Consider the following 23,607-nt stretch of genomic DNA (forward strand, 5'->3'; position numbering starts at 1 on the left):
CCGCGCCCGGGCCGGCCCGGGGATGCGGGCGGGGCCTGCCTGCCGGTCTAAACGGCCGTTCAGCTGGCCTGGGCGCCGGCGTAATGGGCGCGCATGAACTCGGTGTAGGCCCGCACCTTCGGCGCCAACTGCCTGGCATGTGGATAGATTGCGTAGTAATGGCGCTGGCCGGCATGCAGCTGCGGCAGGATCCGCAGCAGGCGGCCGGCCGCCAGGTCCTCGCGTACGGTCAGGCGGGTGAACGCGGCGATGCCCAGTCCGGCGATCGCGGCCGCATGCAGGGCCAGGATCGAGTCCAGGCGCAGGCGCTCGCCGCATTCGACCGTGGTTTCGGCGCCGCCAGGCGAAGTCAGCCGCAGGCTAGGGCCATCGCCGACATAGGCCATCAGCGCGTGCCCCGACAGATCGTCGACGCCGCGCGGCAGGCCGCGCTGGGCGACATAGCGCGGCGCGGCCACCAGCACGCGTTCGGACACCGCCAGCTCGCGCGCGACCAGGGCGCTGTCCCGCAGCGGGCCGGCGATGCGAATGGCCAGATCGAAACCGCCCTTGACCAGATCGACGATGCGGTCGTCGCAGGACAGGTCCAGGTCGATGCGCGGATGGCGCTGCATGAACGCCGGCAGCCATTGCGCGAGTTCCAGCGCGCCCACCGCGTGCGGCAGGCTCAACCGCAGCAGGCCGGAGGGTTGCTCGGGGTCCGCGCTCAGGCGCTGCTGCGCGGCGTCCATCCGGTCGAGGATATCGACGCAGTCGCGGTAGTACCGCGCGCCGGCCTCGGTGGTGGTGAAGTTGCGGCTGTTGCGATTGAGCAGACGCACGCCCAGGTGGGTTTCCAATTGCCGCAGCAGGCGCGACACCGAGGTATGGCTGGTGCCCAGGCGCTCGGCGGCCTGGGTGAAGCTGCCCGACTCGATGATGCTGCGGTAGGCGCGCATGGCGGACAGCTGATCCATCATCCCTCTCCGGCGGACGGCACCCGCGACGTACGGATGCCGCGTGCGCGCAGGGTATCAGCGCACCGGAAGCGCGAGTATCCGCTCGCTGCTCATCACATCGCCGAAGGTGTCCTCGATTTCGGCCAGGGCCGAGGCGTGCAACTGCTGGTGGCCGATGCGGCCGCCATCGCGCAGATCGAGGTCGCGCGTGGCGGTCGCGTCGGAGGACACCACGACCCGGTAGCCCTTGGCGGCCGCGTCGCGCGCGGCGCCGGCGACGCAGGCATGGGTCTGCAGGCCGGCGATGATCAAGGTGTCGGCGCCGGCTTCCTTCAGAACCTGCTCGATCTCGCCCGCGGAGCGGCCCGCGAACACGCTCACCGCGTCCTTGCGCACCACGCGCTCGCCCTTGCGCGGTTGCATGTCCGCATGAAAGCCGACGGTGTCGCCGCCCTCGGCGAACAAGGGCGCGCCCGCCGGCAGCACATGCTGGACATGGATCACGCGGATGCGGCGACGGTCGGCGTAGTCGATCAGGCGGCGGGTCTGGCGCAAGGCGGCCTCGCCGTCGGGAATCGGCATGCGGCCGCCGCGGAAGTATTCGTTCTGGAAATCGATCACCAGCAACACGGTCTTGTCGGCTTGCAGTTCGGCGATCGGCGCGGCGCCGGCCATGCTGCGGATGGTGGGATGGGACGCGCGGGTGGCGGCTTGCGCATCGACGCCGCCGAGTCCGGCGATTCCGAGCGTGGCGATTCCGAGCAGAGCGGCGATATGCATGCGAGCAGGCCTTGAGTGGGGAGGGCGCCATGATGCGAGCCCGCACGCGCCGGTGTTAGAGGCCTGGGCGAACACCAGCTGTGCGGTTTTCGCACAGATGCGCGGGGGCGACGCCGCCCCGACCCGCGGCTGGCCTGGCGGCGGCCTGCGCGGGAGCGCTTAAACCCGCAAGGCTATGCGCGCATCCCTGTGCTGGGTGTCGGGTGCGCGCGATGCGCGCCGCGGCCATCGACCATCGCATCATGGGCGGATCCGCCCGAGGGAGTTTCATGCTGTTCGGAAAGCCGCGTTTCATGATGGCGGTCGTCGCCATTGCCTTGTTGTGGCCCGGCTTCGGTGCGGGTGCGAGCGCCTTGGGCGACGCCAACGAGCGAGCCAGGCGCTATGTGCTGCAGACGATGCGGGAGCAACGCATCCCCGGCCTGCAGGTCGCGGTTATCCGCGACAACCAACTCGTACTGTCGGAAAGCTATGGTCTGGCCAATGTCGAGAACCAGGTGGCGGTCACCGACACGACGCGGTTCCCGATCAATTCGGCGACGAAATCCTTCACCGGCGTGGCCATGATGCAGCTGGCCGAAGCCGGGCAAGTGGACCTGGATGCGCCCGTCTCGCGCTACCTGGACGATTTGCCCGAAGCCTGGCGCCCGATTCGTGTGCGGCAACTGCTCGCGCATACCTCCGGTCTGCCGGATGTCGTCGGCCCCGACGGGATGATCGACGGCCTGCCCGAGGCCGAGGCCTGGAAGGCGGTGAAGCTGCGGCCCATGCAGGCGCCGATCGGCGCGCGCTACCGCTACAACCAGACCAACTACGGCCTGCTCGCAAGGATCATCGCGAAGCAGACCCAGCGGCCCTACGAACGCTATATGGCCGAACGCCAGTTCGCGGTGGTGGGCATGCCTCGGACCACGTTCGGCGGCAGCTACGACCTGATCGCCAATGCCGCGACCATGTACAGCTACTCCCCGCGCGGCACGATGGCCGCGGACGATGGCGATCGCTTGTCGCACTGGTACTACGAGATGCCGCCCAGCCTGTGGTCGGGCGGCGGCATCCAGACCACGGCCAGCGAGTTGGCGCATTGGCTGATCGCGCTGTCGGACGGGAAGCTGATCGGTGCCGACGCGGTGCGGCGCATGTGGATTCCGGAAAAGCTCAACGACGGCGCCGACGGCGCCTGGGCGGCCGGTTGGCCGGTGCTGGCATCGTCTCCGCATCGGCAGTTGGCCGGCATCGGCGGCGCCCGCGCTGCGTTCGTGGTCTATCCCGACGATGGCTTGGCGGTGGTCGTGTTGACCAACCTGGTCGGCGCGAATCCGGAGCGCTTCATTCCCGAGATCGCCGAAATCTATGAGCCCGCGCTACGCACCCGCGCACGCTGAGCCGATCCGGCATGAGCGGCGGCGATGGCCGCATCGCCCGCGTTGGGCGACGCCTTAGATCAGTCGATCGGAACCGACGATGCGGGTGCCCGGCGCCGGCGACAACGCCGCTTCCAGCAGCGCCTGGGCGATGCGCTCGGCGGGGTTGATCCGCCAGGCACGCGGCAGCACCGGTCCCAGCAGGCCCAGGGCCAGCAGCGCGGCGCGCTCCCCGCCGCGATGCTCGTCGCGCTGGCCGCCGATCAGGCCGGGGCGTACCAGGGTCAGCGAGCGGAAGCCCAGCTCGCCCAGGTCGCGCTCCAGTTCGCCCTTCACCCGGTTGTAGAAGAAGCGCGAATCCGGATCCGCGCCGACGGCGGAGTTCAGGGCATAGCTCGCAACCCCATGACGGCGGGCGAGCTGGGCCACCGCGAGCGGGTAGTCGTGATCGACCCGGCGGAAGGCCTCGCGCGAGCCGGCGATGCGCAGGGTGGTCCCCAGCGTGCAGATCACCGCATCGGCGCGCCACCACGCGGCCTCCGCGGGCAGCGCATCGAAGTCCACGACCGGCGCCAGCAGCTTGGGCTGGGCGATGGACGCTCGGCGCACCGGTGCGACCACGTGTTCGATATCGGGGTGCGCCAAGGCCAGTGCGAGCACGTGACGGCCCACCAGCCCGGTCGAACCCACCAGCAGCAGTTTCATTCGCGCCAATCCGGGTAGCGCCGCGCGCAAGGGTCGCGTCGGCCTTCGCCGGATACTTGCACGGCGCAGGCCCGATTGCATTCGCCATTGCCGCTTTAATCCTTTTGCATGCCGGCTGCATCGCAGCGGAGGCGGATGCGCCGCGCGGGCCGGATCGCGAGATCGGGCGGGCGGTCAGGCGCATGCGCGTACCGGTGCAACATGCCACCCGACATCAACGATAGCGCCGGCCTCGCAGGCCGCGTCACAGGGAGTACGACATTGGCTAGAACATGGGCGATCTGGGGTCTGTTCTTGGGATTGATCGGTCCGGGCCCGGCCTGCGCGCAGGCGGACTTGTCCACCCTCGACCAGGGCATGCAGGGGCCGCGCACGCAGGTGCTGGTGTTGGGCTCGGTGCATCTGAGCCAGATGCCGGAGGGTTTCGAGCGCGCGTCGCTGGCGCCGGTGCTGGAGCGGCTGGCCGCGTTCAAGCCGGACATCATCACCATTGAGGCTTTGTCCGGCGAGCAATGCGATCTGGTGGCGCGGCATCCGGCGATCTACGGCGGGCCGGACGGTCCGGGCGGGTATTGCCGCAAGCTGGATGCGATCAAGGCGGCGACGGGGCTGGACGTGCCGACGGCGATCGGCGAGGTCCACAAGACCCTGAAGCAATGGCCGGCGGCGCCCACCCCCGCGCAGCGTCGCCGCCTTGCGTCGCTGTTTCTGGGCGCCGACGACCGCAACTCGGCCCTGGTCCAGTGGTGGCAGTTGCCGGAGTCGGAGCGACGTGTCGGCGACGGTTTGGACGATGCGCTGGTGGCGATGCTGGAGAAGGCCGCGCTGAGCAATAACGAGAATGCGTCGATCGCGGCGCGGCTGGCGGCGCGACTGGGTCTGCAGCGCGTGCATGCGGTCGACGACCATACCGGCGACAACGTCGACGCGAGCGATGTCGAGGCGTTCGGCAAGGCGGTCCAGCAGGCCTGGGCCACCGGGGCGCCCGCGGCGCAGGCCATGCGCGACGGCGAAGATGCGCTGAGCAAGGCCGGCGACATGCTGGGCTTGTATCGCTACATCAACCGCCCCGAAGCGATGCGCATCGCGATCGCGGCCGATTTCGGCGCGGCCCTGAAGGACCCCTCGCCGCAGCGCTACGGCCAGCTCTACGTGGCCGGCTGGGAAACCCGCAACCTGCGCATGGTCGCAAATATCCGCGAGACTTTCCGCGAACGACCGGGCGCGCGCGTGCTGTCCATCGTCGGCAGTTCGCACAAGCCCTGGTTCGACAGCCTGCTCGGGCAGATGCAGGGCGTGGAGATCGTCGATGCGGAGCAGGTGCTGAAGTGAGCCGGTAGCGATCCTCCGGGCGTAGTATCTTCATGTGGAGATACTTCGCCTGGATAGGATCGGCGTATGCCCCAGTCCGCAAAATCGCAGATCCCCAAGCCCGACGAAGACGTCGTCGATCAATTGCTGCGCGATTGGCGGCGCGAGCGGCCCGACCTGGATGCGTCGGCGATGGCGGTGGTCGGCCGCATCCTGCATTTGGGGCGCTTGCTGGAGACCGGCGCCAGCGAGAGCCTGCGCGAGACCGAGCTCAGTTACACCGAGCTGGACGTGCTGGCCACGCTGCGACGCTCGGGCGCGCCGTATCGGCTCACGCCGACCTTGCTGCGGCGTTCGGTCCTGCTGACCTCCGGCGCGATGACGGCCTGCCTCAACCGGCTGGAGGCGCGCGAGCTGATCGTGCGCAGCCACGAAGACCACGACCGCCGCGCGCTGGCCGCGGCACTGACGCCCAAGGGCCGCAAGCTGATCGACCGCGCCATCGAGGCGCGTTTCGCCCAGGCCGAGCAGGCCGTCGCCGGGCTCAGCAAGACCGAAAGCGCCGAGTTGGCGCGGCTGTTGCGCAAACTGCGCCTGCACCTGCCCGCCGGCTGAAGCGCCGCCGGGCGCGCGCCGCGCGCCGCGATCCTCAGCGGAAGTGCGCCTCGATCTGTTCCAGCGACTTGCCCTTGGTCTCCGGCAGGAAGAACGCGGCGACCAGGAAATACACCACGGTGCAGCCGGCCCAGAAGAAGAACATGCTGGCGTAGCCGTAGTGGCCGACCGTGGGCAGGAAGATCGCGGCGATCACGGTGGACACGAACTGGTTGATGAGCAGGGCGATGCTCATGCCGTTGGAGCGGATCCGGGTCGGCATCAGTTCCGATAGCGCCAGCCACACGCATACGCCGGGGCCGACCGCGAAGAACGCCACGAACACCAGAATGCAGGCCGCGACCGCCCAACCGTGCGCGGGCGGCGGCACCGGGCCCAGGCTGGCGCGTTCGATCCGCAGCGGCGCCTGCGCGGCCGCGGCGGGATCGGGGAAGGGGTTGAGGTGGATGCGGCGGAAGAAGGCGCCGATCACGCTGTCGGCCTGGACGCTGTCCTGGCGCCGGATCGTCAGCTCGGTATCGCCCAGCGCGTCGCTCCGCAGCGAACGCACGTTGCTGAAGCCGGCATAGGCATAGGCCACCGTGAGCTGCTGCGGCTGCGCCGTCGGGTCCACGCCCAGGCGTTGCCACTGCGCCGTATCGAAACGCAGCGACAGGGCGTCGCCGGCGATCGCTTGCTGCAAGGGCGGGCGCACGTCCTGCAAGCCGCGTTCGGCCTGCACGAACAACAGCGCCGCCGCGAGCAGGGACAGCGCGATGCCGCCGCTGCCCAGCATCAGCAGGAACTTGCGGCCCTTGCGATCGACCAGCACCAGCGCGACCACGGTCATCACCGCGTTGAGCAGCTTGATCGAGACGTCGGCCCAGTTGGCCGCCGCGCCGGGCAGGCCGGCCTGGTTGAGGATGTTGACCGCATAGGCCAGCACCGAGTTGATGCCGGTGGCCTGGGTGAAGGCGAGGATCGCGCAGGCCAGCAGGAACGGCCAGACGTAGCGGCGGCTGAGCAGGCGGTCGCGTTCGGGCGCGCTGCCGGTGGCGGCGGTCGCGGGCGACTGCATCTGCTGCAGGGTGGCCTCGACTTGGGCGGCGGGCACGGTGCGCTGCAGGGCCGCGCGTGCGCGTTCGACGCGGCCGCGTCGGACCAGCCAGCGCGGCGATTCGCTCAGCAACAACACGCCGGCGCTGAAGATCAAGCCCGGCAGCAGGCAGCTCCAGAAGATGGTGCGCCAGGCATGATCCTTGACCGCGAACAGCACGCGTTGCTGTTCGGCCGCGGCCAGCGACTGCACCGAGGCCGTCGCGGCATCGACCGCGTGCGCGTGATACAGGCCGATCGCCGCGGCCAACACCAGGCCGACGGTGAGCAGCAGCTGGAACATCGCCGCACCGCGGCCGCGGCGTTCCGGGCTCAGCACCTCGGCCAGGTACAAGGGCACGACCACACCGATCAGGCCGCCGCTGATGCCTTGCAGCAAGCGGCCCAGCAGCAGCGGCAGATAGCCCGAGGCCAGCGCCATCACCGGAATGCTGAGGGTGAACAGCACGCCGGCCAGCAGCATCGCGCCGCGCCGGCCGATCAGATCGGCGATGGCGCCGGCGAACAGCGAGGACAGCACGCTGCCCAGCAGCACCGCCGCCACCACGAAGCCCAGTTGCTGGCTGCTCAGGTGCCAGCTCGCGGTCGCGGTCGCCTCCAGATACGGCAGGGCGCCGGCGATGATGCCGATGTCGATGCCGTAGAGCAGGCCGCCCATGCCGGCGATGAACAACAGGTAGCGGATGCTCCAGCGCGGCGTGTCGGCGGCGGCGGGCGGGGACATGGCGGCGGTAGCGTCGTTCATCGGGCCGATCCTGTGTGCGGGTGAGCCGGCGTGCGGTGCGCGTGCGCGCCGAACGGGCGATGGCGGTGCGGGTGGTTGCGACTCGAGCGGGTGCCGCTTAACTCAGGGCGACCTCGTCGCCTTCGACGAAGACCTGGCGCAGTTGCAGTTGCGGATCCAGCACCACCAGATCGGCCCAGGCCTCGGCCTGCAGGCGGCCGCGCTCGTGCAGGCCGAGGTAATCGGCCGGATACAGCGACAGGCGGTGGGAGGCGTCGGCCAGGTCCAGGCCCAGCGAGACCAGGTTGCGCAGGGCCTGGTCCATGGTCAGCGCGCTGCCGGCCAGCGAGCCGGTGGACAGGCGCACGCAGCCCAGGCACTTGTGCACGCGCTGCGAGCCCAGCGCGTACTCGCCATCGGGCATGCCGGTGGCGGCGGTGGCATCGGTCACGCAGTACAGGCGGGGGATCGCGCGCAGGGCGGCGCGGATCGCGCCGGGATGCACGTGCTGCAGGTCCGGGATCAGTTCCGCGTACTGCGCATGCGCGAGTGCGGCGGCGGCGATGCCGGGGCGGTAGTGGTCCAGCCCGGTCATGCCGTTGAACAGATGGGTGAAGCCGGCCGCGCCCGCTTCCAGCGCGGCCACGCCGTCCTCGTAGCTGCCGGCGCTGTGGCCGAGCTGGACGCGGATGCCGAGCGCCGCGAGTTGCGGGATCAGCTGGCGATGTTCGCCGATCTCGGGCGCCAGAGTGAGCACGCGGATCGGCGCTAGCGCGTGCAGGCGCCGCACCTGCGCCATGGTCGCCTCGACCACCAGCGGCGGCTGCGCGCCCAGACGTTCCAGGCTGATGTAAGGGCCTTCCAGATGCACGCCCAGCACCCGCGCCATGCCCGCTTCGGGGGCTGCCATCGCCGCGGCCAGCCCGCGCAGGGCGTGGACGATGTCGTCCTCGTGCGCGGTCATGGTGGTGCCCAGCAGGGCGGTGGTGCCATGACGCGCATGGGTGCGCGCGATCGTGCGTGCGGCGTCGCCGCCTTGCATCAGGTCGACGCCGGCGGCGCCGTGTACGTGCAGATCGATGAAGCCGGGCAGGATCAGCGCGTCGTCGTCGCCGCCCCGGTCCGTGTGCGCGGCGCGGATGCGGCGCACGCGTTGGTCGAATTCGATGCTTCCGCGCACCCATCCCGTTGCGGTGAGGATGCGGCCGTGCAATACGCGGGGCGTGGTCAAGGTGGCGGCTCGGCGATGATCACCTCGATGCCCAGCCGCTGCAGTCCCTCGCGGTACTCGCTGCTGATGCCGTCGTCGGTGATGACGGTGTGGATCTGATCCAGGCGCGCGATCCGGTGCAGGCTCACGCGTCCGAACTTGGAGGCGTCGGTCAGCACCACGACCCGGCGCGCGTGTTCAACCATGCGGTGGTTGAGGCTGGCTTCGGCCTCGTGGTGGGTGGTCAACCCGAACTGCAGATCCAGGCCGTCCACGCCCAGGTACACGGCGTCGAAGCTGTAGGGATTGAGGCTGGCCTCGGCCTGGCTGCCCTGCAGCGACAGCGATTGCTTGCGCAACAAACCGCCGGTGAGCAGCAGCTCCACGCCGGGCGCGTTGGCCAGCTCCCAGGCGATGTTGAGGCCGTTGGTCATCACGGTGACGTCGCGATGCTGGCGCAGGTGGCGCGCCAGGGTCATCGTGGTCGAGCCGGAGTCGATGATGATGTTGTCGCCGGGCTTGACCAGCCGCGCCGCATGCGCGCCGATGGATTCCTTCAGCGGCAGGTTGAGCGCGTCCTTCTCGTGAATGTCCTGTTCCTGCGGCGGTGTGCGCACCAGGGTGGCGCCGCCGTGGTTGCGCGTGGCCAGACCCTGCGACTCGATATGGGTCAGGTCGGCGCGGATCGTCACCGAGGACACGCCGTAGCGTTCCACCAGATCCGCGACCTGCACGTTGCCGTGCTGGACCAGCAGTTGCAGGATCTGTTGCCGGCGTTGGCGGGTGTTTCGCATGACGGGCCCTGGAGGTTCGGAACGGAAGCGAAAGCTTAGCCTTACGAAAGCGTGTTGGCTGCGGAGGTTTCGTTTCCGGCCCCGGCCCGGTTGCGGGCGCAGGCGCGCGCGTACTCGGCCAGGCGGCCGTGGATCTTGTGGCGGATCAGCGCCAGCGGCTCGGCGGCCAGGCGGCCGGCCTCGACCGCGCGCTGCTGCTCGGGCATGAACTGGCTGAGCAGGATCGCCGGCGGCGGGGTCTGGCGCAGGTTGTCGATCAGCGTGCGCAGCGCGGCCCGCACCTCCGGCTCGCCCCAGTAGTAGCGGCTGCGGTCGCTGAGCGCGTAGGCGCGCAGCAGGCGCAATTGGCGCTCGTCGCCGTGGTAATGCTTGCGCCAATGCGCGGGCTGCTCGCGCATGCAGCGGTCCAGCACCTCGACCAGGTCGGAGCACTGCGCCGGCGGCAGCAGCTCGCGTTCGATCGCGGCCAGCGCGAACACCGCCTCGCGGTAGGCGTAGGTCGCGGCCGGGCCGACCTTGAGCACGGCGTAGTGATCGCGCACCAGCGCGTGCAGGGAGGCTTCGGTTTGGTAATCGGTGGAATGCGCTTCGTAGACGATGCGCGGCTGGCTTTCGACGAAGGCCGACAGCGCCTGCGCGGCCTGCGGGTCGTAGTGCTGCACGTGGCTGTGGTCGAAGTCGACGCCGGGCTGCACCACCATCGCGATCACGCGTTCCCAGGCCGGCGCGAGGTCCGGCGCGAGGAAGGCCTGGCGATGGATCTCCAGCGTGCGTGCGGCCGCGCCGGGTGCGGTGACCGCGACGCCGCCCGCGAGCGAGGCTTCGCCGCCGGGCACCGGCACTTCGGTGCCGATCACGTAGACCGGCGGCGCCAGGCCCGCCTGCGCGGCGGTGCGTTCGGCGACGCGTGCCAGGTCCGCCGAGCGTGCGGCCACGATCTCGTCGGGCAGCGGCGTGGGGTCGTCGGCGCAGGACATGCTGCAGTCGAGATGGATCTTGTGGAAGCCGGCGCCGACGTAGGCGGCGATCAGCTCGCGCGCATGCGCCATGGCCTCGGCGGCCGGACGCTGCTGCCAGGCGTTCGGGCCCAGATGGTCGCCGCCCAGGATCAGGCGTTCGCCGGGGAAGTCCTGGGCCTGCGCGAGCGCCAGCACGTAGTCGCGGTACTGCGCCGGGGTCATGCCGGTGTAGCCGCCGAACTGATCGACCTGGTTGGAGGTGGCCTCGATCAACAGCACGGTGCCGTAGTCGCGCGCGACCTGCATCGCGGCCAGCAGCACCTGTTCGTTGCTGCAGCACACGCTGTACAGGCCGACGGGTTCGCCTTGGCGGTGGGCGGCGATCAGGCTTTGGACGGCGGACATGGACGGGTCTCGAAGATCAGACGGTGCGATGGCGTTGGCGCGCGAGCAAGGCGGCGCCGCGTGCGCCGCCGGCATCGCCGAACATCGGCGGCAGGATCGGCGGCACGCGCGGGCCGCCGAACAGATGCGCGGCCACCGCGGCGGGCAGATCGCGATACAGGGCGTCGAGCTTGGACAGGCCGCCGCCGAGCACGATCACGTGCGGGTCCAGCGTCAACACCAGGCCGGCCAGGCCGTAGCCGAGCAGGTCGCGATGGATCGCCAACGCCTGGCGCGCCTGTGCGTCGCCTTGTTCGGCGCGCTGTGCGATCGCGCTGGCGTCGACGGCGTCGCCGCCGAGCTGTTGATGGATCAGGGCGAGGCCGCTGCCGGACACGTAGCGCTCCATGCAGCCGCGCAGGCCGCAGGCGCAGTCCAGCAGCGGCAGGTCGTGGCGCTGCAGCAGCGCGGCCGGCACGCTCCAGTGGCCCCATTCGCCGGCGATGCCGTTGTAGCCGGCGATCAGGCGGCCTTCCAGGCAATAGCCGCCGCCGGCGCCGGTGCCGAGGATGGCGCCGAACATGCTGGGATAGTCGGCGGCCGCGCCGCCCTGCGCTTCCGACAAGGCGAAGCATTGGCAGTCGTTGCCCAGATACAGCGGACGTTGCAGCTGCGCGCGCAGGTCCTGTTCGACGCGCTGGCCGGTCAGCGCCGGCACGTTGGAGCTGAGCTGGCGTCCGCTGTCGCGGTCGACCACGCCGGGCACGCCCAGGCCCACCGCGAGGCCGCTGTCGCCGAGTTCCGCGTCGGCGCCGCGCACCAGCTCGATCACCGCCTGCTGAAACGCCTCGTAGTCCTGCGTGGGCGTGGCGACGCGGCGGCGATAGCGCACCTGCATGGCCTCGTCGCAGGCGACCAATTCGATCTTGGTCCCGCCGATGTCCAGGCCGTAGTAGGTCCGCGCGCTGGCGCCGGTATCAGTCATGGCGATGGACGATCACGCCCTGGACGACGCGATTGACGGTGCCGTCGGGAAAGGGATTGTCGGGCGTCAGGCCGAGCGCGGCCGAGCGCAGCAGGGCGTAGCGCTGGGCCATGCTCAGCCACAGCGGCGCCAACCAGGGATCGGGCAGGGCCGGCGCCTCCAGGCTGAAATCGCCTTCGGCATCGTCGCCGCGCGCGGGGCCCACCGAGAGCACGCGACCGGCGATGCCGTCGCGACGCAGCTCGTCCAGCAGGTCCTGTTCGTAGCGGCGCGCCACCGCTTCGGCGCTGCGCAGCACCACCACCAGGGTGTCGCCGTCGAGCGTGGACTTGGGGCCGTGGCGGAAGCCCAGCGGCGTGTTGGCCAGCGCCAGTACGCGCCCGGCCGTGAGTTCCAGCAGCTTGAGCGCGGCTTCGCGCGCCAGTGACTCCAGCGGTCCGCTGCCCAGATAGATCACGCGCGTATACGGCGACTGCGCCAGCGCCGCGACCGGCGCTGCCCAATCGTCGAGCGCATCGCGCAGGTGCGCGGCCAAGTCGTGCAGGCGCTGCAAGCGTTGCGGCCACGGCGCCGTGTCGAACGCCGCCAGCGCCGCCAGCTGCATGCAGCTCAGGCTGCTGGTCATGGCGAAGGCGCGGTCGCAGCTCAGCGGCGGCATCAGCAGGGTCAGCGTGTCGGCGCGATCGCGTCCGCGCCGCGCGAGTTCGCCCTCGCCGTTGCAGGTGATGTCGAGGAAGCGCGCATCGGCGACGCGTTCGCGCACCAGATCCACCGCCGCCGTGCTTTCCGGGCTGGAGCCGCTGCGCGCGAACGACACCAGCAGGGTCGGGCGATCGCGCTGCAGGTACAGCGAGGGATGCGTGAGCAGGGTCGTGGTGTGTAAGGCGCGCACCTCGGCCGGCCATTGCGCATTGATCTGGTCGGCGACCATCTCGGCGATGAAGCCCGAACTGCCGGCGCCGGTGAAGATCACCCGATGTCCGGGCTGGCGCAGCCAGTCGCCGAGAAAGGCATCGATGCGCGCGCGGTTCTGCTCCACCACCTGCGCCAACTGCTCCCACAGCTCGGGTTGCTGGGCGATTTCTCGGGCGGTATGGGCTCCGCCCAGGCGCTGCCAGGCGGACAAATCGGGAAGCAGGGGAGCGTCCATTCATGGTTCCTGTTGGGCGCGCTCACGATCAGTGTTTTCTTTCGAAATGTCAAACATCGAAAGCTAATTGAAAGTTTTTGCCGCTGGGCGAGGGTTTACGGTGGGCGTAGGGTGGATCGTGCTGCTACGCAGCAATTACGTGGTTCCCGCGCAAGTTTCGATCATTTAGCGTCTGCATATGAAAGTTGTGCTTTGCACAATCTTTCGATATGAGGAAAATATCCTTCTTTTTCCTTTGCAATTTGTTGACATATTTCGACAGGCTGCCCTAGAGTCGGTCGCAAGCGTTTCGGATCCCCGCGTTAGGCGGGCTTGGGGGCAAGGTGGACACCAGCGCACGAGGCCATGGCCGCCTGCTCATCGCAGCGATGTCCTGGCTGTTGCTTTCGGCGTTGCCGGCGCTGGCCGAGCCAGTCGGCGACCTGCGTGCGATCGCACCCGGCCCGGCGCGCGAGGCGACCCCGAGTTGGGAGCTGACCACCGCCAGCGGCGCGCGCCTGCGCATCGAACTGCTGCGCGCCGATCTGCTGCGCGTGCAGGCCGGCCGCGGTGGCAAGCTCAGCGCCAACGGCGACAAGGCCACGCCTATCGTGCCCGCGCAGCCCGCCAACAAGGTCGAGCACACCTACGAAGAAGACGCGAACGAAGTGCGCATCCGCACCGAAGCGCTGCTGCTGCATATCCAGCGCCAGCCGTTGCGGCTGTCGCTGGAACGCATCGAAGGCGGTCGCGCGATCGCGTTGTGGCGCGAGCTGCAGCCTTTGGACCTGGCCGCCGAGCAGAGCGTGCAGGTGCTGTCCAGCGATGCGGGCGAACACTATTACGGCGGCGGCCAGCAGAACGGCCGCTACGAGTTCAAGGGCCGCGAGCTGGAGATTTCCTACTCCGGCGGCTGGGAGGACGGCGATCGTCCCAGCCCAGCGCCGATGCTGTTGAGCTCGCGCGGCTGGGGCATGTTGCGCAACACCTGGAGCGACGGCAGCTACGACCTGCGCCAGCCCGACCAGGCCACCCTGCTGCATCGCGAGGATCGGTTCGACGTCTATTACTTCGTCGGCGCCGGCCTGCCGCAGTTGCTGGACCGTTACACCGCGCTCACCGGCCGCGCCGGTCTGTTGCCGCGCTGGGCGCTCTCCTACGGCGACGCCGATTGCTACAACGACGGCGATAACAAGAAGAAGCCCGGCACCGTACCCGAAGGCTGGAGCGACGGCCCCAGCGGCAGCACCCCGGACGTGGTCGACAGCGTCGCGCGCAAGTACCGCGAGCACGACATGCCCGGCGGCTGGATTCTGCCCAACGACGGCTACGGCTGCGGCTACAAGGAGCTGCCCAAGGTGGTGCAGGGCCTGGCGCGCTATGGCTTCCGCACCGGCCTGTGGACCGAGGACGGCGTCGACAAGATCGCCTGGGAAGTCGGCACCGCCGGCAGCCGCGTGCAGAAGCTGGACGTGGCCTGGACCGGCAAGGGCTACCAGTTCGCGATGGACGCCAATCACGCCGCCTACGACGGCATCTTGAAGAATTCGGATTCGCGCCCGTTCCTGTGGACGGTGATGGGCTGGGCCGGTATCCAGCGCTACGCGGTGGCCTGGACCGGCGACCAGAGCGGCAGCTGGGACTACATCCGCTGGCATATCCCGACCCTGATCGGCTCGGGGCTGTCGGGCCTGGCCTACGCCACCGGCGACGTCGACGGCATCTTCGGCGGCAGCGCCGAGACCTACACCCGCGATCTGCAGTGGAAGAGTTTCACGCCGGTGCTGATGGGCATGTCGGGTTGGTCCTCGGCCGGGCGCAAGCATCCGTGGTGGTACGACGAGCCCTATCGCAGCATCAATCGCGACTACCTCAAGCTCAAGATGCGTCTGACGCCGTATATGTACGGCCTCACCCGCGAAGCCGAGCTGACCGGCGCGCCGCCGCTGCGCGCGCTGATGTGGGACTACCCGCAGGATCCGCAGGCCTATACCGAGGCGCACAAGTACCAGTTCCTGCTCGGTCGGGAGCTGCTGGTGGCGCCGGTGTACCGCAGCCAGGCCGCCAGCCGCGGCTGGCGCCGCGACATCCATCTGCCGCCGGGCCGCTGGATCGACTATTGGGACGGCCGCCAGCTGCAGGCCGGCGCTCAGGGCCGCCAGCTCGATCGCCAGATCGATCTGGCCACCCTGCCGGTGTTCGTGCGCGCCGGCGCGATCCTGCCGATGTATCCGGCCATGCTCTACGACGGCGAGAAGCCGCTGGACGAGCTGACCCTGGACCTGTATCCGCAGGGCGAGTCGCGCTACGTCTTGTACGAAGACGACGGCAACACGCGCCGTTACCAGAAGGGCGAGTTCAGCGAGCAGGCCATCGCGATGCAGGCGCCGGCGCAGGGCAGCGGCGAAGTGCGCGTGCGCATCGAAGGCCAGCGCGGCGAGTACGCCGGCCAGTTGCCGCAGCGCCGCTACGCCTTGCGTCTGCTCAGCCGCGAGCGCCCGCGCGCGGTCGAGCTGGACGGGCGCGCGCTGCCGGCGCTGGCCGACCGCGCCGCGCTGCAGGCCGCGAGCGAAGGCTGGACCTACGATCCGGCCGATCGGCGCGGCACCGTGCTTGTGCGCACCGCGCCCATGGACATCCGCAGCGCGCTCGCGTTCCGCATCGATCTGCCGACCGCGCCCGCTGCGGCCGACGACCCGTTCCCGGCCGCGCCCGCGCAGGGCCGCGCGCTGCCGCCCGACAGCCTGCTGGTGGTCAACCGCCCGGCCGAGGAGCCCGGCCATCCGCTGGAGAACGCCTTCGACGACGACCCGGCGACCTGGTTCCGCAGCGTGCGCAATCAGGCGGTGCGCACCGGCGCGCACGAGTGGACGATAGGCTTCGGCGAACGCGCCCTGGTCGATGGCATCGAGATCGCGCCGCGCAACGATCAGCACTGGAAGCACGGCCAGGTCCGCGATTACGAGATCTATCTGGCCGACAGCAACGGCGAGTGGGGCGAACCGATCGCGCGCGGCCAGCTCAAGCTGCAACAGGAGCTGCAGCGCATCGACTTCGCGCCGCGCGCCGGTCGCCTGCTGCGCTTCCGCGTGCTCAGCACCCAGAACCCGGACGGCGATGCCGCCAGCGGCAGCGATCCCATGGTGTCGGCCGCGCAGGGCGGCGGCGCGCGCGCGGTCGATGCGCAGCGCCCGCGCGACGTCGGCCCGATCGCGTTGTCGACCTTCCGCGTGCTCGAACATCGCGCGCCGGAGCGTCCGGAGCAACATTTCTATTTGTCCGAACTGGCCGCGCCCGCCGACATCGCGCGCGACCGCGCCTACGGCGGCGCCAGCGAGATGCGCATGAACGGCCTGCAGTTCCGGCGCGGCCTGGGCGTGAGCGCGAACAGCCGCCTCGACCTGCAGTTGCAGGGCGACTGGCGCCTGCTGCGCGCCGATCTGGGCATCGACGACCGCTGCCGCGATGCGGGCGGTCTGCAATTCCAGGTCTGGGGCGACGAGCGCTTGTTGTTCGACAGCGGTCTGGTGCGCGCGCCGGGCGTGGTCAAGCCCGAACTGGATATCCGGGGTCTGAAGCGTCTGAGCCTGCGCACCCTTGGCGCGCAGGGCGCGCATCCGGCGCAGGTCTGCGCCAACTGGGCCAATGCCGTGTTGATCGGACAGGAGGGCGATACCGCCGCCATCGCCACGCCCTAAGCCAGCGTCATTCCTAGCACTCGCCTTCCGACTGCGGCCCGTGGGCCGCGGCACCGGAGCTTTGTTGCCTCACGCAAGCCAACCCGCCCGCGCAGCGCCCAGCGCTGCCGATCGAAATGGAGCCGAAGATGTTGCATTCAAGCCAACGCTGTCGCCACCGCCGCATCCCCGTCACCGCGCTGTCCATCGCTCTGGCCGCCGCGCTCGCCGGCCCGGTCTACGCGCAGACCGCCGACACCGCCGCGCCGGACGCCGAGGCCAAGGAAAAGGCCACCGAACTGGAACGGATCCAGGTCACCGGCTCCAACATCAAGCGCACCGATGTCGAAACCGCCTCGCCGGTGCAGGTCATCAGCAAGCAGGACATCGAGAACATGGGCGCGCGCACCCTGCTGCAGGTGCTCGACAACCTGCCCGCGGCGCGCCCGGCGCAGGTCGATTCCAAGTCGCTGTTCACCGGCTCGGACGGCGCCTCGCAGGCCAACCTGCGCGGCCTCGGCGCGCAGGGCACGCTGGTGCTGTTGAACGGTCGCCGCCTGTCCTATTACGGCGCGCCGGCGGGCTTCCAGACCCAGTTCGTCAACATCGACTCGATCCCGGCTGCCGCGATCGAGCGCATGGAAGTGCTGACCGACGGCGCCTCGGCCGTGTACGGCACCGATGCGGTCGCCGGCGTGATCAACGTGATCACCCGCCGCGAGTACCAGGGCGCGGAGATCAACCTCACCACCGATTTCGCGCCGCGCTTCGATTCCTACGGCGAGCACCAGCTCAGCTTCACCGGCGGTTTCGGCGATCTGGACGAGGACCGCTACAACGTCTACGGCTCGGTCAATCTGTACCGGCGCGACCCGATCCCGTTGTCGGAGTGGTACGACAAGAAGCCCGAGCAGTTCTACGTCAACAACCCGAACTACATCAACAATCTGCGCCTGGGCAGCGGCAGCGCGCCGGGCGTGTTCAATCCCGGCAGCTACTTCGCGATCAACCCCGTCACCGGCCGGCGCACGCAGGAGGCGGCCCCGGGCTGCCAAAACGTCGTCGTCGAAGCGGCCGGACCGCGCTGCATCTGGCAGACCTGGCTGAACAACGAGATCGACGGCGGCGCCCAGTCCGAGCGCGCCACCGCCTATGTCAGCGCGCGCTTCCTGATCGGCGACACCACCGAAGCCTTCGCCGAAGCCACGTACACCGACATCGACCTGCGCGCCAACGGCGGCACGCCACGCGCGTTCGGCACCACCACCGGCAACCCGACCAGCTGGTTCTCGCGCAACACCGGCAACACCGTCAACCAGTTCTTCTATCCCTACCTCGGCCCCAACAACGTCTACAACAAGGCCAGCCCCGCGCTGCGCGCGATCAACGGCGGCGTGGTCGGCCTGCAGTACCTGCTGCAGGACGTGGGCGGCAACCACTTCGGCCAGCGCAACACCGACAAGAGCTACCGCGGCATGTTCGGCCTGCGCGGCGCGCTGGGCGACTGGAACTGGGAAAGCGCCTTCACCACCGCCGGATCGCATTCGGTCACGTATCAGACCACCAACGTCAACCTGGAAGGCTTCGAACGCGCTTTCGGTCCGTTCACCGTCGACCCGGCCACGGGCCGCGTGATCATCTCCGACAACCCGGCCTACAAGTTCGGCGAGATCAGCGAGGCCAACGCCAAGCTGCTGCGCGAGGCCTACCCGACCTTCGACATCGAATCCTGGACCCGCCTGCACACCCTCGACGGCAAGATCGAGGGGCCGCTGTTCGCGCTGCCCGCGGGCGAAGTGCGCGCCGCGTTCGGCTTCAACCTCAGCCGCGAGACCTTCTTCACGCCGGGCAACCCCGACGCGGCCAACGGCCTGATCACCCAGCAGGGCGGCTCCTGGTTCGACGGCAAGCGCACCACCTACGCCGTGTTCGGTGAGGCGGTGGCGCCGATCACCGACAAGCTGGAGCTGGAACTGGCCGCGCGCGTGGACAAGTACCCGAACTTCAACGCCAACTTCGCGCCCAAGATCGGCCTGAAGTACCAAGCATTTGAGCAGCTGATGCTGCGCGGCACCTATTCGGAAGGTTTCCGCGCGCCCAGCCTGGCCGAAGCCGGCGAAGGCGGCGTGTTCGCGCAGATCGGCGGTTACCGCGACGAGGTGCGCTGCAACGAGACCAACGCCATCGCCAACCTGCTGCTGCAGTCCGCGCGTCCCGGCGACGTGGACCTGGGCCGCACGCTGCGTAACTCGGACTGCAGCCGCAACGTCGCGCGTCTGACCCAGCCCAACCAGGGCCTGGAGCCGGAGAAGGCCAAGATCGCCACGCTGGGCTTCGTGTACGAGCCGACCAACTGGCTGTCGGTGTCGGCCGACTACTGGTTCATCTACCGCCGCAACGAGATCGTCGCGCCGGACTACAGCAAGCCCGAGGACATCCTGGCGATGACGCGCTTCGGCATCACCGACGCCGACCGCGCCAACCTGGCCGCGCTGGCGGCGATGTGCGCCGATCCGGCCAGCGGCGTGACCTGTCCGGGCACGCTGCCGGGTTACAGCATCGGCAACATCTCCAGCGTCATCGGCCAGTACCGCAACCGCGGCCGCACCCTGGTCGATGGCTTCGACATCGACGCACGCAGCCGCTTCGACCTGGGCGACTGGGGCCGTTTGAACGTCGGCGTGGCCGCGACCATCGCGCGCCGCAACATGTACCACGCCGGCGACGATTCGGGCTGGCTGTACGGCAACACCGTGGGCTACTACAACAACCCGCGTCTGCGCGCGACCTTCAACGTCGACTGGAACTACGGCGACTGGAACACCAGCTTCTACGTCAACTACGTCGGCAAGACCAAGTGGGCCTACGACCGCATCGACGCGCAGGACAACAACGAAGAGACCTGCACCGGCAGTTTCGTTTCGGTGCAGCCCAGCAAGTGCGATGGCGCGCCGGCCTGGTGGACGGCCAACCTGGGCGTGACCTGGAAGCCGACCGACAAGCTCACCGTCGGTGCCACCGTCAAGAACCTGTTCGACCGCCATCCGTTCTACGACCCCAACGACTGGATGACCTTCCCGGGCTACACCAACAACTTCGGGCGGGTCTTCAGTTTCTCGGTGGGCTACAAGTTCTGATCGCAGCGCACCGCGGCCGCTCCTGACCGGGGCGGCCGCCGTGCGCGACCACGCCACGACGACACGTCTTTACCAGGAGGGTTCCATGCGCACCATCCGCCATGCCGTGCTGTTGCTGTGTCTTTCGCTGTCGTCCAACGCCTACGCCCTGGTCGCCGGCGGCATGGTCGCCATCGACCGCCAGTGGCCCGCCACCGATGTGGGCTACCTGGACATGAATTTCCCCACCACCGTCACCGACGAGCCCGGCAAGGACGGTTACACCTACTGGGCGCACCAGTTCTGGTTCAAGGGCGGCGACGGCGGCTACGTCGGCCTGCAACAGCGCGACGGCCACAACAAGGCCTTGAACTTCTCGATCTGGAAAGCCACCGGCTGGACCGCCGAACCCGGCACCCAATGCGCCTACTTCGATCACGAGGGCAGCGGCGTGCAGTGCTGGGTCGCCTACGACTGGCGGCAGCGCGCGACCTACGACATCCGCATCGTCGCCGAGGCGCCCGCGCGCTGGGCGGCCTACATCGTCGACACCGGCAGCGGCAGCCAGCGCAAGGTCGCGACCATCCAGGTGCCCGCGGCCTGGGGCGGGCTGACCAACCGCACCAACACCTTTCTTGAGGACTACGCGCAAGGCAGCCAGGAGCGCGCGAGCTGCGCGGCCGTGCCGGCCAGCAGCGCGGTGCTGCATGCGCCCAGCGCGGAGCAGGGCAGCGTGGCGCCGGTGACCAGCACCGCCACCACCTATGGCATCTGCGCCACCATCGCCCGCGCCGCCTGCACGGCCGAGCAGGACTGCACCGCCGCGGCCAACGTCTACGGCACCCTGGGCAATCCGCAACGCCTGCTCAACGAACACAGCGGCTACTGCCTGGACACCTTGTCTGGCGGCGTTCAGGCCGGATTGTGGGATTGCGCCGCCAACGCCAACCAGCAGATCGAGCGCGACGACGGCTTCCGCCTGCTGATGCGCTCGCGCAGCAAGTGCCTGCAGGCCGATACCGACGGCAAGGTGCGGCTGGCCGATTGCGGCAATGGTTCGCGCCAGCGCTGGCTGCCGATCCCCGGCTCCAACGAGGTCTACAACGTCGGCGCGCGGCAGTGCCTGGACCCCATGAACGGCGCGGTGCGCGGCGCGTACCTGCGCACATACACCTGCCTGGCCAACGGCTATCAGCGTTGGCGCCTGAAACCTTGACCTATTTCGGCGGATCGGACGGTTTCGCGCCGTCCGCCCGCTTTCATTCGAACCACGCGTGGCAAGCTGATGGCAGAGCCGGCCGCGGATGCACAGGAGCACAGCATGAACCGTAGAGATTTCATCATCGCCAGCGCCGCGATCGGCGCCAGCGCCCTGCTGCCGAACACGCCGGCCTGGGCCGCGAACCGGCGCATCCGCCTGGGCCTGATCGGCACCGGCATGCGCGGTCAGGTGCTGCTGAAGGAACTGCTGCGGCGCGACGACGTCGAAGTGGCGGCGCTGTGCGACATCGAACCGATCATGCTGCAGCGCGCGCTGGACATGGCCGCCAAGGCCGGCAAGCCCGCGCCCAAGGCCTACGGCCAGGACGGCGACGTGCATGCCTACAAGCGCCTGCTGGCGCAGCGCGGCCTGGACGCGGTGATCATCGCCACGCCCTGGGAATGGCATGCGCCGATGGCGATCGACGCCATGGAGGCCAAGGTCGCGGTGGGCTGCGAGGTCGTGGCCGGCGTCACCCTGGACGATCACTGGCAGGTGTTGCGCACCCAGCTGCGCACCGGCACGCCCTACATGCTGTTGGAGAACGTGTGCTACCGCCGCGACGTGATGGCCGCGCTGCAGATGGTGCGCGCGGGCCTGTTCGGCGAGCTGGTGCATCTGCAGGGCGGCTACCAGCACGATCTGCGCGCGGTGAAGTTCAACTCCGGCGACCCCGACCAGCCCTACGGCAGCGGCGTGGAGTTCGGCCCCAAGGGCTGGTCCGAGGCGCGCTGGCGCACCGAGCATTCGGTGCGCCGCAACGGCGAGCTCTACCCCAGCCACGGCATCGGTCCCTGCGCGATGTACACCGGCATCAACCGCGGCAACCGCTTCACCCGCATCAACAGCTTCGCCACCAAGGCGCGCGGCCTGCACGAATACACCGTGGCCAAGAGCGGCGGCACCACCCATCCCAGCACCCAGGCCAGCTTCAAGCTCGGCGACGTGGTCACCACCACCTTGGCCTGCGAAAACGGCGAGACCATCCTGCTGCAGCACGACACCTCGCTGCCGCGCCCGTACTCGCTCGGCTTCCGCGTGCAAGGCACCAAGGGCCTGTGGATGGACCTCAACCAGTCCATCCACATCGAAGGTCGCAGCCCGCCGCACAAGTGGGAAGAGTTCAAGACCTACCAGGACCAGTACGACCACCCGCTGTGGCGCAAGTACGCCAAGGACGCCGAGGGCGCCGGACACGGCGGCATGGACTACTTCGTGATCCACGCTTTCGTCGAAGCCGTGAAGGCCGAAGCGCCGATGCCGATCGACATCTACGACGCGGTGGCCTGGAGCGCGATCACGCCCTTGTCGGAGCAGTCCATCGCCCAGAACTATCAGACTCTGGACTTCCCGGACTTCACTCAGGGCCTGTGGAAGTCGCGCAAGCCGATCTTCGCGTTCGACGCCAAGTACTGAGGTCGACGACCGCCGGCGGCCACGGCCGTCGGCGGCGCGCTCAGATCGACACGCCCGCCTGTTCCAGCAGCCAGCTCCGAAACGCGCGGATGCGCGGATCGTCGCGACTGCGCTGCGGGTAGACCAGGTGATAGGCGTACTCCGGCGCCACCGGCACGACCGTGTCGAACAGCCGCTGCAGGCGGCCCTGGGCGAAGTCATTGGCGATCATGTCCAGGTCGGCCAGGCCGATGCCGCCGCCGTCGATCACCGCCTGCACGACGTGGCTGGAATCGGCGAAGCCGACGCAGCGGCGGTCGTCGAAATCCGCGATGCCGGCCGCGGCCATCCACATCCGCCAGTTCGGCCAGACCATGCCGTCGGTCTTCCAGTCGACGTAGTACAGGGTGTGCCGCAACAGGTCGCTGGGTTGTTCGAGTCTGGCGCCGTCGGCGAGCAGGCGCGGGCTGCACACCGGCGCGATCACGGTGTCGAACAGGCGGTCCGCGCAGGCGTCGGCGACGCGGCCGGTGCCGAAACGGATCGCCAGGTCGATGTCGTCGCCATCGAAGTCGCGCAGGGCATCGCTGATGTCGAAGCTCAGTTCCAACTCAGGGTGCGCAGCCTGGAATTGCGGCAGGCGCGGCAGCAGCCAGTTGGTCGCGAAGCGCGCGCTCAGGGAGATACGCAGCTGGGTGGCGCCGCGCGCCATGCCGCGTGCGCGACCGACCGCGCGCTGCAGCGATTCCAGGGCCGAGGCCGCGGCTTCGAACAGCGTCATGCCGGCCGGCGTGAGCTGCAGGTTGCGGCCGCCGCGCGCGAACAGCACCAGGTCCAGCTGGTCCTCCAGTTCCTTGATCTGGTGGCTGACCGCGGCCGGGGTCAGGCCCACTTCCTCGGCGGCGCGGGTGAAGTTCAGATGCCGGGCCGCCGCCGCGAAGGTCCGCAGCGCGCGCGTGCCTGGGAACATGCGATTCATCGATCTCAGGGCCGATGCCAGGGAGGGGCGAGGATTGCCCGTTTCGACGGGGCCGGTCAAACCACGGGGTAACCGCGGTCGCCTTGGGTGACGGGCGTCGGCGCGGCCGAATCGGCCGCCGCGCGTTCGCCCGGCTTGCGACGGCGCTTACGTGGCCCGGAACGCCCGGCTTTGCCGCCGCCTGGC

17 protein-coding genes are annotated in these 23,607 nt (G+C 69.3%); 7 read left to right on the forward strand and 10 right to left on the reverse strand.

The genetic code is table 11. The features are described from left to right. Positions 1-59: 59 nt before the first annotated feature. Entirely contained in the window at positions 60-956 is an 897-nt protein-coding gene (locus tag ASE43_RS09010; RefSeq protein ID WP_057160640.1) for a LysR family transcriptional regulator, read from the reverse strand. 57 nt (positions 957-1,013) lie between these two features. Then, the gene (locus ASE43_RS09015; protein WP_343123521.1) at positions 1,014-1,613 is read right to left on the reverse strand and encodes a cysteine hydrolase; all 600 of its coding nucleotides are present in this window, start codon (positions 1,611-1,613) and stop codon (positions 1,014-1,016) included. Between the two features lie 401 nt (positions 1,614-2,014). On the opposite strand from ASE43_RS09015, the gene ASE43_RS09020 reads away from it, so the two are divergent. After that, on the forward strand, positions 2,015-3,103 hold the full coding sequence (locus tag ASE43_RS09020) for a serine hydrolase domain-containing protein (RefSeq protein WP_056179867.1): 1,089 nt from the start codon (positions 2,015-2,017) through the stop codon (positions 3,101-3,103). Between the two features lie 54 nt (positions 3,104-3,157). Here ASE43_RS09020 and ASE43_RS09025 read toward each other — a convergent pair whose 3' ends face one another. Then, positions 3,158-3,787: an NAD(P)H-binding protein gene (locus tag ASE43_RS09025; RefSeq protein ID WP_057160229.1), complete on the reverse strand. Its 630-nt coding sequence runs from the start codon at positions 3,785-3,787 to the stop codon at positions 3,158-3,160. A 261-nt stretch (positions 3,788-4,048) separates the two neighbouring features. Here ASE43_RS09025 and ASE43_RS09030 point away from each other — a divergent pair, with 261 nt between their 5' ends. Together ASE43_RS09030 and ASE43_RS09035 are read left to right on the forward strand one after the other, a co-directional pair. After that, positions 4,049-5,119: a DUF5694 domain-containing protein gene (locus ASE43_RS09030; protein ID WP_082607200.1), complete on the forward strand. Its 1,071-nt coding sequence runs from the start codon at positions 4,049-4,051 to the stop codon at positions 5,117-5,119. A 66-nt stretch (positions 5,120-5,185) separates the two neighbouring features. After that, positions 5,186-5,713 carry a MarR family transcriptional regulator gene (locus ASE43_RS09035; protein ID WP_057160230.1) on the forward strand — a complete coding sequence of 176 codons (528 nt, stop codon included), beginning with the start codon at positions 5,186-5,188 and terminating at the stop codon, positions 5,711-5,713. Positions 5,714-5,747: 34 nt separating this feature from the next. Here the strand turns inward: ASE43_RS09035 and ASE43_RS09040 are convergent, their stop codons facing one another. The 6 genes from ASE43_RS09040 to ASE43_RS09065 form a co-directional block, all read right to left on the reverse strand. After that, a complete protein-coding gene (locus ASE43_RS09040; protein ID WP_057160231.1) occupies positions 5,748-7,553 on the reverse strand; it encodes an MFS transporter in 1,806 nt (601 codons plus the stop codon). A 97-nt stretch (positions 7,554-7,650) separates the two neighbouring features. Then, a complete protein-coding gene (locus ASE43_RS09045; protein ID WP_057160232.1) occupies positions 7,651-8,763 on the reverse strand; it encodes an N-acetylglucosamine-6-phosphate deacetylase in 1,113 nt (370 codons plus the stop codon). Continuing rightward, on the reverse strand, positions 8,760-9,536 hold the full coding sequence (locus ASE43_RS09050; RefSeq protein WP_057160233.1) for a DeoR family transcriptional regulator: 777 nt from the start codon (positions 9,534-9,536) through the stop codon (positions 8,760-8,762). The genes ASE43_RS09045 and ASE43_RS09050 overlap by 4 nt, the downstream gene beginning before the upstream one ends. Before the next feature lie 41 nt (positions 9,537-9,577). Further along, positions 9,578-10,900, reverse strand: a complete 1,323-nt coding sequence (locus ASE43_RS09055) for a D-tagatose-bisphosphate aldolase, class II, non-catalytic subunit (RefSeq protein WP_057160234.1) — start codon at positions 10,898-10,900, stop codon at positions 9,578-9,580. A 16-nt stretch (positions 10,901-10,916) separates the two neighbouring features. Beyond that, positions 10,917-11,864: an ROK family protein gene (locus ASE43_RS09060; RefSeq protein WP_057160235.1), complete on the reverse strand. Its 948-nt coding sequence runs from the start codon at positions 11,862-11,864 to the stop codon at positions 10,917-10,919. After that, complete coding sequence (locus tag ASE43_RS09065; RefSeq protein ID WP_057160236.1) at positions 11,857-13,014, reverse strand: SIS domain-containing protein; 1,158 nt, start codon at positions 13,012-13,014, stop codon at positions 11,857-11,859. Before ASE43_RS09065 ends, ASE43_RS09060 begins: the two co-directional genes overlap by 8 nt. Before the next feature lie 368 nt (positions 13,015-13,382). On the opposite strand from ASE43_RS09065, the gene ASE43_RS09070 reads away from it, so the two are divergent. The 4 genes from ASE43_RS09070 to ASE43_RS09085 all read left to right on the forward strand — a co-directional run bounded on the left by ASE43_RS09070 (position 13,383) and on the right by ASE43_RS09085 (position 22,463). Next, complete coding sequence (locus ASE43_RS09070) at positions 13,383-16,691, forward strand: TIM-barrel domain-containing protein (RefSeq protein WP_057160237.1); 3,309 nt, start codon at positions 13,383-13,385, stop codon at positions 16,689-16,691. Between the two features lie 128 nt (positions 16,692-16,819). Then, positions 16,820-19,807: a TonB-dependent receptor gene (locus tag ASE43_RS09075; protein ID WP_057160642.1), complete on the forward strand. Its 2,988-nt coding sequence runs from the start codon at positions 16,820-16,822 to the stop codon at positions 19,805-19,807. Positions 19,808-19,892: 85 nt separating this feature from the next. Further along, positions 19,893-21,002 carry a ricin-type beta-trefoil lectin domain protein gene (locus ASE43_RS09080; protein WP_057160238.1) on the forward strand — a complete coding sequence of 370 codons (1,110 nt, stop codon included), beginning with the start codon at positions 19,893-19,895 and terminating at the stop codon, positions 21,000-21,002. Between the two features lie 105 nt (positions 21,003-21,107). Beyond that, a complete protein-coding gene (locus ASE43_RS09085; protein WP_056179876.1) occupies positions 21,108-22,463 on the forward strand; it encodes a Gfo/Idh/MocA family oxidoreductase in 1,356 nt (451 codons plus the stop codon). A gap of 40 nt (positions 22,464-22,503) precedes the next feature. Here the strand turns inward: ASE43_RS09085 and ASE43_RS09090 are convergent, their stop codons facing one another. After that, positions 22,504-23,412: a LysR substrate-binding domain-containing protein gene (locus tag ASE43_RS09090; protein ID WP_200956251.1), complete on the reverse strand. Its 909-nt coding sequence runs from the start codon at positions 23,410-23,412 to the stop codon at positions 22,504-22,506. Positions 23,413-23,607: the final 195 nt, after the last annotated feature.

The sequence above is a fragment of the Lysobacter sp. Root983 genome (assembly GCF_001429345.1).
GTDB lineage: Bacteria > Pseudomonadota > Gammaproteobacteria > Xanthomonadales > Xanthomonadaceae > Lysobacter.

Excerpts from the sequence above, each read along its gene's own strand:
- ASE43_RS09060 (WP_057160235.1), bottom strand. The coding sequence starts at position 11,864 with ATGACTGATACCGGCGCCAGCGCGCGGACCTACTACGGCCTGGACATC.
- ASE43_RS09020 (WP_056179867.1), top strand. The coding sequence starts at position 2,015 with ATGGCGGTCGTCGCCATTGCCTTGTTGTGGCCCGGCTTCGGTGCGGGT.
- ASE43_RS09090 (WP_200956251.1), bottom strand. The coding sequence starts at position 23,412 with ATGTTCCCAGGCACGCGCGCGCTGCGGACCTTCGCGGCGGCGGCCCGG.
- ASE43_RS09080 (WP_057160238.1), top strand. The coding sequence starts at position 19,893 with ATGCGCACCATCCGCCATGCCGTGCTGTTGCTGTGTCTTTCGCTGTCG.
- ASE43_RS09065 (WP_057160236.1), bottom strand. The coding sequence starts at position 13,014 with ATGGACGCTCCCCTGCTTCCCGATTTGTCCGCCTGGCAGCGCCTGGGC.
- ASE43_RS09055 (WP_057160234.1), bottom strand. The coding sequence starts at position 10,900 with ATGTCCGCCGTCCAAAGCCTGATCGCCGCCCACCGCCAAGGCGAACCC.
- ASE43_RS09075 (WP_057160642.1), top strand. The coding sequence starts at position 16,820 with ATGTTGCATTCAAGCCAACGCTGTCGCCACCGCCGCATCCCCGTCACC.
- ASE43_RS09010 (WP_057160640.1), bottom strand. The coding sequence starts at position 956 with ATGGATCAGCTGTCCGCCATGCGCGCCTACCGCAGCATCATCGAGTCG.
- ASE43_RS09025 (WP_057160229.1), bottom strand. The coding sequence starts at position 3,787 with ATGAAACTGCTGCTGGTGGGTTCGACCGGGCTGGTGGGCCGTCACGTG.
- ASE43_RS09015 (WP_343123521.1), bottom strand. The coding sequence starts at position 1,613 with ATGGCCGGCGCCGCGCCGATCGCCGAACTGCAAGCCGACAAGACCGTG.
- ASE43_RS09035 (WP_057160230.1), top strand. The coding sequence starts at position 5,186 with ATGCCCCAGTCCGCAAAATCGCAGATCCCCAAGCCCGACGAAGACGTC.
- ASE43_RS09085 (WP_056179876.1), top strand. The coding sequence starts at position 21,108 with ATGAACCGTAGAGATTTCATCATCGCCAGCGCCGCGATCGGCGCCAGC.
- ASE43_RS09070 (WP_057160237.1), top strand. The coding sequence starts at position 13,383 with ATGTCCTGGCTGTTGCTTTCGGCGTTGCCGGCGCTGGCCGAGCCAGTC.
- ASE43_RS09040 (WP_057160231.1), bottom strand. The coding sequence starts at position 7,553 with ATGAACGACGCTACCGCCGCCATGTCCCCGCCCGCCGCCGCCGACACG.
- ASE43_RS09050 (WP_057160233.1), bottom strand. The coding sequence starts at position 9,536 with ATGCGAAACACCCGCCAACGCCGGCAACAGATCCTGCAACTGCTGGTC.